General features: G+C 36.1%; 13 protein-coding genes and 5 tRNA genes. 1 reads left to right on the top strand and 17 read right to left on the bottom strand.

The window, feature by feature from the left end; all coding sequences use genetic code 11:
• Window positions 1–33: 33 nt before the first annotated feature.
• The 13 genes from rplL to WC644_08385 all read right to left on the bottom strand — a co-directional run bounded on the left by rplL (window position 34) and on the right by WC644_08385 (window position 6,491).
• Window positions 34–408: a 50S ribosomal protein L7/L12 gene (gene rplL, locus WC644_08445; protein ID MFA5011971.1), complete on the bottom strand. Its 375-nt coding sequence runs from the start codon at window positions 406–408 to the stop codon at window positions 34–36.
• 45 nt (window positions 409–453) lie between these two features.
• Window positions 454–987, bottom strand: a complete 534-nt coding sequence (gene rplJ / locus WC644_08440; protein ID MFA5011970.1) for a 50S ribosomal protein L10 — start codon at window positions 985–987, stop codon at window positions 454–456.
• 88 nt (window positions 988–1,075) lie between these two features.
• On the bottom strand, window positions 1,076–1,780 hold the full coding sequence (gene rplA / locus WC644_08435) for a 50S ribosomal protein L1 (protein MFA5011969.1): 705 nt from the start codon (window positions 1,778–1,780) through the stop codon (window positions 1,076–1,078).
• Between the two features lie 27 nt (window positions 1,781–1,807).
• Window positions 1,808–2,230: a 50S ribosomal protein L11 gene (rplK, locus tag WC644_08430; protein ID MFA5011968.1), complete on the bottom strand. Its 423-nt coding sequence runs from the start codon at window positions 2,228–2,230 to the stop codon at window positions 1,808–1,810.
• A 24-nt stretch (window positions 2,231–2,254) separates the two neighbouring features.
• Complete coding sequence (gene nusG / locus WC644_08425) at window positions 2,255–2,899, bottom strand: transcription termination/antitermination protein NusG (GenBank protein ID MFA5011967.1); 645 nt, start codon at window positions 2,897–2,899, stop codon at window positions 2,255–2,257.
• 15 nt (window positions 2,900–2,914) lie between these two features.
• Window positions 2,915–3,097, bottom strand: coding sequence for a preprotein translocase subunit SecE (gene secE, locus WC644_08420; protein ID MFA5011966.1), 183 nt, complete (start codon window positions 3,095–3,097; stop codon window positions 2,915–2,917).
• Window positions 3,098–3,119: 22 nt separating this feature from the next.
• A tRNA-Trp gene (locus WC644_08415) sits at window positions 3,120–3,192 on the bottom strand.
• A gap of 75 nt (window positions 3,193–3,267) precedes the next feature.
• Window positions 3,268–3,340, bottom strand: a tRNA-Thr gene (locus WC644_08410).
• A 26-nt stretch (window positions 3,341–3,366) separates the two neighbouring features.
• Window positions 3,367–3,439 (bottom strand) — tRNA-Gly (locus WC644_08405).
• A 3-nt stretch (window positions 3,440–3,442) separates the two neighbouring features.
• A tRNA-Tyr gene (locus tag WC644_08400) sits at window positions 3,443–3,525 on the bottom strand.
• Between the two features lie 95 nt (window positions 3,526–3,620).
• Window positions 3,621–5,108: a hypothetical protein gene (locus tag WC644_08395; protein ID MFA5011965.1), complete on the bottom strand. Its 1,488-nt coding sequence runs from the start codon at window positions 5,106–5,108 to the stop codon at window positions 3,621–3,623.
• 15 nt (window positions 5,109–5,123) lie between these two features.
• Complete coding sequence (locus tag WC644_08390; protein MFA5011964.1) at window positions 5,124–5,897, bottom strand: LysE family transporter; 774 nt, start codon at window positions 5,895–5,897, stop codon at window positions 5,124–5,126.
• Between the two features lie 507 nt (window positions 5,898–6,404).
• Window positions 6,405–6,491 (bottom strand) — tRNA-Ser (locus tag WC644_08385).
• 139 nt (window positions 6,492–6,630) lie between these two features.
• Between WC644_08385 and truB the strand changes: the two genes are divergently transcribed.
• On the top strand, window positions 6,631–7,332 hold the full coding sequence (gene truB, locus WC644_08380; GenBank protein ID MFA5011963.1) for a tRNA pseudouridine(55) synthase TruB: 702 nt from the start codon (window positions 6,631–6,633) through the stop codon (window positions 7,330–7,332).
• Between the two features lies 1 nt (window position 7,333).
• On the opposite strand, the gene rbfA is transcribed toward truB, so the two are convergent.
• The 4 genes from rbfA to WC644_08360 form a co-directional block, all read right to left on the bottom strand.
• A complete protein-coding gene (gene rbfA, locus WC644_08375; GenBank protein MFA5011962.1) occupies window positions 7,334–7,720 on the bottom strand; it encodes a 30S ribosome-binding factor RbfA in 387 nt (128 codons plus the stop codon).
• A 3-nt stretch (window positions 7,721–7,723) separates the two neighbouring features.
• Window positions 7,724–10,777 carry a translation initiation factor IF-2 gene (infB, locus tag WC644_08370; GenBank protein MFA5011961.1) on the bottom strand — a complete coding sequence of 1,018 codons (3,054 nt, stop codon included), beginning with the start codon at window positions 10,775–10,777 and terminating at the stop codon, window positions 7,724–7,726.
• Between the two features lie 69 nt (window positions 10,778–10,846).
• On the bottom strand, window positions 10,847–12,043 hold the full coding sequence (nusA, locus tag WC644_08365) for a transcription termination factor NusA (GenBank protein ID MFA5011960.1): 1,197 nt from the start codon (window positions 12,041–12,043) through the stop codon (window positions 10,847–10,849).
• A gap of 25 nt (window positions 12,044–12,068) precedes the next feature.
• On the bottom strand, window positions 12,069–12,521 hold the full coding sequence (locus WC644_08360; protein MFA5011959.1) for a hypothetical protein: 453 nt from the start codon (window positions 12,519–12,521) through the stop codon (window positions 12,069–12,071).
• Window positions 12,522–13,012 lie beyond the last annotated feature (491 nt).

The following is a 13,012-nucleotide window of genomic DNA, read 5'->3' as shown; positions in this document are numbered from 1 at the left end:
CACATTACTTCAGATAAATTTTATTTATGAGAACTATTTAATCTCAACTTTTGCGCCGACTGCTTCCAATTCTGCTTTTAATTTTTCGGCATCCGCTTTAGGCATATTTTCTTTAATTGGTTTTGGTGCACTTTCAACGAGAGCTTTTGCTTCAGTGAGACCTAATCCGGTCGCTGTTTTTACAGCTTTAATTACTTTAATTTTATCTGCACCAATTTCATTTAAGAAGACCGTAAACTCAGTTTTTTCTTCTTCTGCAGCTGCTGTCGGAGCGGCTGCAACACCTGCCATCATAACCGGTGCGGCTGCTGTAACGCCGAATTTATCTTCCAAAGCTTTCTTTAATTCTGAAGCTTCAGTTAAAGTTAAGTTTGAGATTTTTTCTAATAATTCTTCAACTACTGACATTTTTTATTTCCTTTAAATTAAATTTAATTTTTAAAATTGTTTAAACTAAGCTGCCTTTTTCTTGGCAACTTCCTCAATGATACTTGCAAGGTCTCTGACGACAGCATTAATAGAGCCGACAATACCCGAAATGGGTGAATCGAGACTTGAGAGTATACCTGCAATAATTTCTTCTTTTGATAACAGTGAAGCGAGTAAATCCATTTTTCCGCTGCCGTAGTACTGACCATCGACGATAGCTGATTTGAATTTTGGCTTATCGCTTTTTTCCGTAACCTTTTTAAGAATTTTCGCAGGAGCAACCGGATCATCACCCGAGAAAATTACACCTGTATTACCTTTTAAATGATTTTTTATATCATCTGCAAACTGTTTGTAATTTTCACTTTCATTTAAAGCACGCAAAATGAGAGTGTTTTTTACAACCTTGTATTTGATGTTTGCCTTAAAGAATTCACCGCGGAGTTTGTCATCATCCGCAACAGTCAATCCGGCGAAATCGATAAAATATAATGCAGGCGAATTGTTCATCAAGACTTTAACTTCAGCAATGACCTCATTCTTTTTAATTTTTTCCATTCGATATTTATATATTTAATAAAACATTTGAAGCTGCTCACCGGTTATCACAATCCCGATGATAAATGTTTTGAGTGCGTAAACTTTTTTAAACAGCAGAGTGTAAATCCGTTAGTGATTTATCTATTCTTACACCCGGACCCATAGTACTAGACATTGTAATCCCTTTTATGTATGTACCCTTTGATGCTGCAGGTTTCAGCTTAATAATCATATTAATAAAAGCTGTAACATTTTCAACCAATTTATTTTCTTCAAAAGATGCCTTTCCAATAGCTGAGTGAACTGTGCCATTTTTATCAACTCTGAAATCAATTTTACCTGCCTTAACTTCTTTAACTGCCTGTCCGACATTAGGTGTTACCGTACCGCTTTTGGGATTAGGCATAAGTCCGCGAGGACCAAGAATCTTACCTAATTTACCAAGTTCAACCATAGAATCTGGTGTTGCGATGATAACGTCAACATCTGTCCAACCTTCCTGAATTTTTTTCAAATAATCTTCAAAGCCAACATGGTCTGCACCGGCATCAACAGCTTCCTGCTGTTTTTCCGGTTTTGCAATAACGAGTACCCGGACGGTTTTTCCCGTACCGTTAGGTAATGAGACAGTACCTCTTACAACCTGGTCGGCATGTTTTGGGTCAACGCCTAAGTTCATTGCGATATCGACAGACTCATCGAATTTAGCTTTCGCATACTGCTTAACGATAGCAACAGCATCTTTTATTTTATATTCTTTCTTTGAATCGAAAGACTTATTAATTTCTTTTTGCTTTTTTGTTAGTTTCATTTTCTAAAAACAATTTAAGTTCAATAATTATTCTACGGTTATTCCCATGCTTCTTGCAGTACCTTTAACCATACTCATTGCATGTTCAACATCTCTTGCGTTTAAATCAACCATTTTAGTTTCAGCAATTTCTTTCACTTGTTTAACAGAAACTTTGCCTACTTTTGTCTTATTCGGGATACCTGAACCTTTTTCCAGACCGGCTGCTTTGAGTAATAATACTGCTGCTGGCGGAGTTTTGGTGATGAAGGTAAATGATTTGTCCGAAAAGACGGTAATAACAACCGGAATTATTAAACCCTTTTTGCCCTGGGTTCTGGCATTGAATTGTTTACAGAACTCCATTCCGTTAACGCCTCTTTGTCCTAATGCCGGTCCAACGGGAGGGGCCATTGTTGCCTGCCCTGCCGGAATTTGTAACTTAATGAAACCTACTACTTTTTTGGCCATAATATATTTATATTTTAAAAATGTTTATTTTAATTTTTCTATTTGATTAAATTCGAGTTCAATAGGAGTCTTTCTGCCGAAAATACTGACCATAACTTTAACTTTCATTTTTTCGGTATTAATTTCAAGCACAACACCGCTGAAATTGTTGAAAGGACCGCTAGTAACTTTAACAGAGTCTCCCTCAAGAAGTTTCAGGTCAATTTTCTCGGAAGCGTTCTCATCATTTAAAATAGCTTTTATTCTTTTAATTTCAGATTCTCTTAAAGGTACGGGTTCAAGTCTTTGCCCTTTAATATTTTTTGAGCCCACAACACCCATTAGACTTGGTACCTGAGACAGCATTCTTTTAATGTTGTCATCAAGGTCAACTTCAAGGAGAATGTAACCGGGGAAAAAGTTTTTATACTTAATTCTCTTTTTCCCGTTTTTAACTTCGAATACTTTTTCAAGAGGAATCATAACAGTTTTAATCTTGTGTTCAAGACCTTCCTCTTTTATTTGGTTATCAATGTATAATTTTACTTTATTTTCATGACCGGAAACAATTCGTACAGCATACCAACTGAACCTGCCGTTATCAGAATCGATAGAACTATCTGACATAGGAGTTTCAGAAATTTCTTCGCCCGTATTTTCCTGGATTATATCTTCTTCGTTATCTATCATCTTAAACTGATTGTGTTAAAATAGAATTTTAAGCAGTTCACTGATACCCTTATCGACAATGTACACAAAAATAGCAAAAATGAACATAGTAACAACGACTACTTTAGTATAGTCTCTCAATTCTTCTTTTTTGGGCCAGGAGACTTTTTTCATTTCTTTAAATATATCCGTAAAAAAACCTAATATTTTTTCTCTCATGTGAATTTGATTTTCTTAAAAGCACGAGTGGAGGGACTCGAACCCCCAACCGACGGTTTTGGAGACCGCTACTCTACCAATTGAGCTACACTCGTATAAAAATTATATTTTCAAAAACCGAAAAACCAATCTGCATAAGCACAGCAGCAGTCAAAATAGTTTCAAGTCAGAGCTGATGACCGGGATTGAACCGGTGACCTCTTCCTTACCAAGGAAGTGCTCTACCAACTGAGCTACATCAGCAACTCTTGCTTTAAGAAATAAAACAGAGCGGGAGACGGGACTCGAACCCGCGACCAACAGCTTGGAAGGCTGTGACTCTACCAACTGAGTTACTCCCGCGTGTGGGTAGGGAAGGATTCGAACCTCCGAAGACATCAGTCGTCAGATTTACAGTCTGATGCGTTTAACCACTTCGCTACCTACCCATTTTACCGAGAACATTAAATTTATGTAATTAATACGAATAAATCAACATATTATTAATATCTTTTAGAGAAAATATTTCGATAGGATTTTAACCTCAGATACCCAGTTTTAGCAGACTATCGATTTTACCTTTCTCATTTTTAAGGTAGTTTAATCTTTGCAGAATACTTTCTGTACTAAATCCACCTTTCTCGAATTGTGACCCGGAAATTTCGAATATTACGGGCAGTATCATAGTATTAGAAGCATCGTCAGAAATCTCTGTTTTTCCATTTTTAATGGCACTAATTACCAATTCTTCTCCGATTTCGTAGTTTTCTGATGGTTTTTTAAGTGCATAGAGCTTTTTATCATCATAAGATTTAATAATAGTAAATTCCCCGCTTTTTTTCATAACTTTACCTTCAATCTGGATAATATTCTCGTTTTCGAGGTCGGGGTCAGAATTTTTCAGCTCTGTTGTTTTTGCAGAAATCTCTTTTTCTATTTCCTTAGATTTAATTAGAAGACTTATCTTTTTATTAATCAGGTTTTTATTGTCATACAATGTCTGCCGGATTTTTCCGAATTCTCTATCGGAAAAATGTTCTGTTATGGCTAATGATTTTTCAATTTTATCTTTCGCTTCGGCATATTTTTTTCGGGAGTTTAAGTCTTTTGCTTCAGATTTAAGAGCGCTTAATTCATTATTGGCATTTTTTACAATACTTTCATAAATATTTTTGTAAGTAATCGGTATTTCTTTTGAGTCGAGTTTTTTAAGATAAACAAGTGCAGAGCGCCAGTCGTGGTCGCAGATTTTTGAAGCAATTTCTGCTGCCAGCAATCTGATTTTATCAGCAGCGTTTTCTTTTAGTTTACCATCGTTATATTTTATGATGAACTTCTCATACCTGCTAATCTGTGCCTCCATTTGCTTTATGTCCGAAAAATCATCATGCCTTTCAATTTCTGCAAACTCGGTATCTTCTTTCAAATAGATGAATTGATAAGCAAGAAATCCGGCTGAAAATAGAATTATCATAACAATGAAAACATACAGGACATTCAGAATAACATTTTTTCGTTTTAGTTTTGGAAGGAGTTCATCTAAATATTTTATTTTAGATTTAATAAAGTCCCCTTCTTCTTCATCGCAATACCTAAGATAATCGTTGTAGAACATTGAAGCTGCTTTGTATTCTTTTCTTTTGAAGCTATCTTCGGCACTATCGAATATTTTCATTTTTACATTCAATGCGGAGACAGCTCTGTTGTAATAGACTTTAGCTTCCATGTTTGACTTTTCGGCGTAGAGTATTCTGTTACATTCGTTAATTGCTTCCGTGTATTTTTTCAGATTAAGCAGGTACTCAATATGAACAAGGAGTTCTTTTACGGGAACGGAGGATTGGAACAAAGGATTAAGGAGAATGTTTTTCTGTGAGCAGCTGAGAACCGCACAGCCATTACCTTTTTCCCAGCAAGTGATATGATAAATCATGCCGCAAGCGGAACAGCAATATCTGCTCTCGTCGTCATTTACGCGCTCCATACAGTACTGGCAGATCGGAAAGTTTTCTTTTGAGTCAGGATTTATCATAATAGTATAGTAATACTACGCAAGAGAAAAATCAATTACTTTATACAATAAAAACAAGCTTAGCAGAAGTAGAATTATACCGATAGTAAGGTTAATTTTATTGAGTGCTTCTGGACTTACTCTGTGTGTATTTTTAGAAATAACATTCGCAAGTGTCCAGAACCAGAAAGTTGTACCCGCTAAGACACCTATAGAATAAATAAAGCCTGTTATGAACCTTGAATCAATGATACCGTAATTTTTCATATAACCTGTTAGTGCAAACCAAGATGCAGGTATAGTTACGGAAGAAACACAGAGGAAGGCACCTTTTAAAAATCCGCCAACGAGGCTGTTTTCCTTTTTCTTAAGAAGGTTTGTGTGCAAGATACGCGATATGTCTTCATTGGTCTGTTCAAGCTTTGAAGTAACAACTGATAGTTTATTTTCAATGTGGATATCATTTGCAGGTGTTGTTATATCAGCTTCAACTTTTGACTTCATAAGTTTATAGCCGGAAAGCCCGACAACAATACATCCAACAAGCGTAAGCAGGACCATAAAGAACTTTTCATTATCTGAGAAGAAATCATTTATACTATCCGGAATGAATCCTTTGATGAGGGCGTAGCCGCCATAAGAAATAATGATATAAACCATATCCATAAAACCAGCACCGGCACCGACAGCAACACCATACTTGACTTCTTTTCTAAGACCGAGAGAAATCACGAGTATATTTGTCGGACCCATTGGGGGCATGGACAATAAGTATCCAGTTATTAATCCTACAACTAAACCAATAATCAATGATTTGCGAATAATTTCAGAGTAAATTAAAGAATTATGGAGGCATTTTCAATTCATTGGGAAGATAAAATGGGAAAATTATAAGTGTGTTATTTGAGTTTTTTGTGGAGAAAAATAAATGTCAAACTATCTAGAAATCGTTTCGAAATCTGAATTAAAGGCACATATAAGCTGTATATAAGCTATATACAAGGACTATATAAGAGTTGTGTAAACAATGTGTACTCAGAGTGTTGGAAGAGTGTTAGGAAAGTGTAGAAACAGGTTGTATTTGAGGTTTTTGTCATTTATTTACAGAGCTAATATTTAATTATCTCATCAAATAAATAACCTTCAAGGAGTTTCGCCTATTAGTTAAATATACAAAAAACATGTATCAATTTCAAGAGTAAAATATAGAATCAGAATAAAAAAATGAATTCCCCGATGATTGGTTTCGGTGAAGACATTGAATTAAATTGATACTAAAGTAGTAAGCATTGAATAAATAAATATAACACTACTATGCAGAGAGAGAGGGATTCGAACCCCCGGTAACCGTAAGGCTACAACGGTTTTCAAGACCGCCGCTTTCAACCACTCAGCCATCTCTCTGTATATAAGAGGATAATATATTAATTCTAATGAATTTTTTCAATGTATTCCATGATTTGAGCATTAAATTAATGTAAACAGATAGGATTAGGAAAAATAATGCCATTCATAATGGACAACAGAAGAATTATTTTAGACAATGGAAATCTCAGATATACAAGAAAAATATGATAATAAGGTAATTCTGGTGGATAAGCCGTTATACTGGACTTCAGCAAAAGTAACAAATAAAATTAAAAAGACATTTAAACTGAAGAAAGTAGGACATTCGGGAACACTTGATCCTAAAGCAACAGGACTATTGGTTATTTGCACGGGAAAGAAAACTAAGACGATTACAGAAATGATTGGTGCTGACAAGGATTATGAAGGAACTATAAGAATAGGGGCTGTAACGCCAACTTACGATACAGAATCAGATGAGCAGGATATAATGGATGCGTCAAATATAACTGAAGAACAAATCATTGATGTAAGAAACAAATTTCGTGGTGAGATAGAACAGATACCTCCAATGCATTCGGCAATCAAGCATAAAGGTAAGCCAATTTACAAACTTGCCCGAAAGGGAAAGACGCTGGAACTGATGCCAAGAAGAGTTTTTATAAAAGAATTTCAAATTGAGAGAATCAGTGAGACGGAAATCAAGTTCTTTGTGTCGGTTTCGAAGGGAACTTACATACGTTCACTTGCGAATGATTTTGGTGCTGAGCTTGGAATAGGCGGATATTTAAAAACTTTAAGAAGATTAAGGGTTGGTGATTTTGATATTAGAATGATTGATGAAAAGTCAGAAGAGCTTGATGAAATGAGATTTCTGGTAATAGAAGAAAGTTTGTAATTTACATCTCTTCATCCTTTTCATGTTCTTCGTTTTTTTCTTTTGATTCGTTTTTCTTGACTTCGTTTAAGAGTTTATTAATCTTATCGGCATATTCCATGGAATCATCGTAGAAAAATATTAAGTCTGGAGTGTATTTAAGGGTAAGCTGTTTACCGAGAAGAAATCTAATGTGACTTTTTCTGTTGTTAATTCTTTCGACTAACTTTTCTGCGGGTTCTTTGTTACCGAGGAAAGAGACGTACACCTTTGCAATTTTCAGGTCGGGAGACATTATAACACGAGAAACCGTAACAAGTCCTGCATGAATCTCCATCAGGTCTTTCGACATAGCTGAGTTCATTCGGTGCTTTATTTCTTCGCTAACTCTTTCTGTTCTTATTGACATCTGTTATACAGATTCTAATTTTCTCTTAGTTTCGATTAATTTATAACCTTCGATAATATCACCAACTTTAATATCGCTGAAGTTTTCGAGTCCGATACCGCATTCATATCCTGATTCAACTTCGCGAACATCATCTTTAATTCTTTTCAAAGAAGAAATGGTACCGTTGAAAATTTCAAGGCCTTCTCTGAGAAGGCGAACTTTATGGTTTCTGACAATCTTACCGTCCTGAACGTAGCAACCTGCAATGTTTCCAATTTTCGGAACTTTGAAAACCTGTCTTACTTCAATCGTAGCGGTAATCTCTTCGTTAATTTCAGGAGCCAGCAGACCTTCGAGCACCTGTTTCACCTCATCGAGAACATTATAAATGATATTATGAATTCTTATTTCGACGCTGCTCTTTTCGGCAAGTTTTCTTGCATTAAGATTCGGTCTAACGTTGAAACCGATAATAACAGCTCTTGATGCCTCTGCAAGAAGAACGTCCGACTCTGTTATTTGTCCGACGGCTTTATGTATTACCTTTACTGTAGCAGTACCCGGTTTTGAAAGTTTGTGCAATGAATCAGCGAGGGCTTCTCCTGAACCGTCCACGTCTGACTTAAGAATAATATTAAGTTCAACTTCTTTACCTTCTTTTATCTGATTTGTGATATCTTCTAATGTTGTATGCTTAATTCTTCTGATATCCTGTTCACGTTTCAACTGCTGTCTTTTGTTGGCAATAATTCTTGCTTCAACGTCAGACTTCATAACAACGACTAAGTCACCAGCCTGAGGAAGACCTTCGAAACCTGTAATCAGTACAGGAGTAGAAGGACCGGCAGTTTCAATTCTGTTATCTCTTTCATCGTACATTGCCCTGACTCTACCGGAATAAATACCGGCAACAAAATCATCGCCGATTTTCAGTGTACCTTTCTGGACGAGAACTGTTGCAACGGAGCCTCTACCCTTATCGAGCTTTGATTCAAGAACGACGCCCTTTGCAGTCCTATCGGGATTCGCTTTAAGTTCAAGAAGTTCAGCTTCAAGAAGTATTTTCTCAAGAAGTTTATCTATATTCAATCCTTTTTTTGCTGATATTTCAACCGATTGATATTTACCTCCCCACTCTTCGACGAGTATGTTTCTTTCAGCAAGCTGCGATTTAATTCTTTCGATGTTAGCTTCCGGTTTATCGACTTTATTAATTGCAATAACAATAGGAACTCCTGCAGCAAGTGCGTGATTTATAGCTTCAACAGTCTGCGGCATTACGCTATCGTCAGCGGCAACGACGAGAACAACAATATCTGCTGCCTGACCGCCTCTTGCACGCATTGCCGTGAATGCTTCGTGTCCGGGTGTATCGAGGAATGAGATATATTTACCGTTATCTAGTTTAACTTTATATGCACCAATATGCTGAGTAATACCGCCAGCTTCACCGGCGACAACGTTTGCTTTTCTGATATAATCGAGCAGAGAAGTCTTTCCGTGGTCAACGTGACCCATAACAGTGACAACCGGAGGTCTGCTCTTAAGTGTTTCAGGAGCGTCATCTGCTTCTACCATCAAGGTTTCTTCAAACTCATTCTGGAACTCTATAGTATAACCAAACTCTTCTGCCATTAACTGAAGAATATCTTTTTCAAGTCTCTGGTTAATAGAGACCATCATACCAAGGTCCATGCACTTCTTGATAATGTCGGTAACAGGGACACCCATAATAGATGCGAGTTCAACAGTAGAGACAAATTCGGTAACGCTTATAACATTTTTTCTTGATTCGTTAATTTCCTGAATTTTCTTTTCCTGTTCAGCTCTTTCTTTCTTTTTCTTCCTTCTTGCAATACTTCTTGCAGATGCACCTGCATCATCATCAATCTTAGCCATTGTATCTCTGATTGCATCATCGATTTCTTTCTGTGAGATATCTTTTCCTTTAATGCTTTTGCCGAACTTTTTCTTCTTCTTATCATAGTCCAATTCATTCTTAGACTTTTTATCTTTATCTTTATCTTTACTACCGGTTTTTTTTGCATCCTTACCCGAGGGCATTACCGGAGGAACTCCGGAAGAAGGTTTAAAGAATCCGGGCTTTTTATCCTTAAATCTATTTGCGGGTTTAGTTTCGTTTATAGTTACTCTCTCAAACTTTCCTTTTTTATTCGGGTCCTGACTGTCCTTTTTATGTTCAAACCTGCCCTTTTTAGAGTCGGATTTGTTGTACTGTTTTGAATAACCGGGCTTAGAAGCATCTTTGTTATAAGGCTTTTTACTCCATTGTTTTTCACTTTTATCCTTTCCTGCAAAAGTGCCAGTTTTATTAACAACCGGTTTTTTATCGGCAACAGGTTTTTTATCCTGTAACGGTTTTGAATCATGGTCGGCCTTTTTATCTGTTTCATGTTTAACTAAAGCATCGGGTTTAACTTCTGATGCAGTCTTAGCAGGTACATGCTTTGGCTCGTGCTTAGGTTCATGTTTAGGTTGTTTAACCTTTGGGACATACTTATCCTCAGGCTTTTGTTCTGCAATAAGTTTAGCAGCCTCTTCGAGACCTTTAATGGAAGATTCTTTTCTTGCTCTTTTCTGATGAGCCTCTTCAGACCTTTCGCGTGCTGATTTCTTCTTATTTTCATAAATCTTGTCTAATTCAGCTTTTCTTTTCTTAGCAAGTTCTTCCTCATCTTTTTTCCTCTTTTCGTGCTCCAAGAAAGCCTGAAGTTCCTGACGTTTCCTTTCTTCTTCTTCTCTTTTCTTTTGCTCTTCGAGATTTCTTCTTAATCTTTCTGCTTCCGCTTTTTTTCTCTTCGACTCTTCTTCTTTTCTTATAGCTTCATTGGCTTCCGAAATTTCAACCTTGTTTGACTTAGCAAAGTCAACAATCTTCTTCAGCTGTTTTTCGTGTTCGGCAACATCAAGCTTGAACTTATTAAGAACTTTTCCGACTATATCTGATTCCAGAGTAGTATTAATAGTAACTTTTTCAATACCAATATGTTTCAAATATTCAATGATATCCTCTTTAGACCTGTTAACTTCTTTAACAAGCTTAACCAGTTTCATTTTTTGTGGTGTATCAGACATAAATTGTTTTGTTATTCTTAAACTTTTAAAATTTCTAAAATGCCATTACTATTTCTCTTCTTTTTCCACTTCTTCGTTCTTATTTTGAGTCTCTTCATCGGATACATCATCCACTTTTGATACTTCTTCAGGTTCTGCATCATTTACTACTTCTTTTGTTTCATCAGCAGATTCAGCCTCAGTACCATTTTCTTCTTCGTCATCTTTTTCATCTTCCTTATCCCTGATAACGTCAATCTGATAGCCAGTAAGCTTGGATGCGAGTTTAATATTCTGACCATTCTTTCCTATTATCAGACTCACCTGATCTTCACTTGCATAGATGTTAGCAATTTTATTTTCCTTGTCAAGATATATATCCTGAAGCTTTGCAGGGGACAATGACCTTGCAATGTAGAGAGCATCATCCTGAGTGAAATTAACGACATCAATATTTTCGTTACTTAGTTCTCTAACGATAGAGTGAATACGCATACCCTTCATACCGACGCATGCTCCAACTGCGTCAATCTTATCGTCGTTAGAAAGTACTGCTATCTTAGCTCTTTCGCCCGGGTCTCTTGCGATACCTTTAATCTCAAGAATACCGTCGTATATTTCAGGAATTTCGTTTTCAAATAATTTATATAAAAACTTTTCATCAGCCCGAGAAACTACTATAAGCGGGGGACCCGAGGGTTTTTTGTCAATCCTTTTAATAATGACTCTAATGTTATCGCCCTTCTTGTATCTTTCTTTAGCAATTTGTTCTTCTTTTGGGAAAAAAAGTTCGCAGCCGTTATGCATAAGCAAAATTGAACTCGGTTTTATCTGGTAAACTTCACCGACGAGAATTTCACCGAGCTGTTCCTTATAAAAATTGTATGTAACTTCTTTATCTATTTCTTTAAGCTTCTGGTTCAGGTTCTGTTTAAGGTTAAGAACAGACCTTCTACCGAACTCATCAATCGGAACTTCTTCAACATAATCATCGCCGACTTCGAACTCCTCACCAGTTTTTTCCATAGCTGATTCAACGTCGATTTCAGTAGCAGGGTCTGTAACTTCCTCAACTACAGTTTTATAGAGAAATATTTCGATATTACCCTTTTCCATGTTAACGATTATATCAAAATTAGCAGTCGGACCGTGCTTCTTTTCCATCATCTTTCGGAAAGAATCCTTAATGACGCTTTCAAGAATATCCCTATCGATACTCTTCATTTTTGCCATTTGAACAAACGCTTCTACTATATCTGACTTCATAATATAAATAAATAAATTTTTGTTTCTAAAAAGGTAATTTAACGATTAAATTTTCTAGTTCGCTGAATATAAACCTTAATTCTATAACTTCTTTCTTACTCTTGATTATCTCGAATACGAGTTCCTCTGAATCACTGATAACGTCAACCAGTTTTCCTTCGAGCGCTTCACCTTTCGAAGAAAAGCTCAGTACCCTGCCGACGTGCTTCTTAAGCTGCCAGGAGTATTTGAACGGATTCTCTACACCGGGTGAAGAAACGACTACCTTCAGTAACTCATCAGCGATAGCATCTGAATCGATAGCATCATTCACATCGCAACTAATTTTAGACAGTTCGTCAAGGTCAATACTATGTTCCGAATCAACGTAAATTTCAGCGATTTTATTCTTCCTTTCGCCTCTGATAACGACATCAATTAAATGATAGTCTTTTCCGTAAAATAACGGAGCCAATATATTTCTGATTTTTTCTTCCATATTACAAACCATACTAAAATAAAAAAGTGGGTCACCAACCCACTCGTTATAAAATACACCAAAATCATATAAATATAGATTTTTAATTAATTACAATCAAGATATAAATGCATATAATTCGACAGGTTTATACACATCTATTATAATTGGGATGTAACTGACTGTTAATTAGAGTTCCCAATTTAATTTAGACAACTGCGGGAATAAAGACACATACTGACAGGGTTGATAGTAAATGATATTATAAAGGTCCAAAGGTTGATGAATTGAAAATAAGAATATCCGGATTATATTTATATTGACAGCCCAAATTACAAAAATGATGTTAAAAAAAGAAGAAACGTTGGGGCACTATGGAACGCGAAACGCACGGATTAGACGGATTTACGCGGATAATAAAACGAATAGTTATATGTTTTGATATTTGATTCCAAATAATATAAATGGAATGCTTGACGGCATTCATTTAAGTTTGATTGTTTTGCTACCGA

Source organism: Ignavibacteria bacterium (genome assembly GCA_041649015.1).
Classification (GTDB): Bacteria; Bacteroidota; Ignavibacteria; order Tepidaquicellales; family Tepidaquicellaceae; genus CAIKZJ01.
The sequence above is the reverse complement of the archived record's forward strand: the minus strand, read 5'-3'. Positions and strand labels throughout refer to the sequence as shown.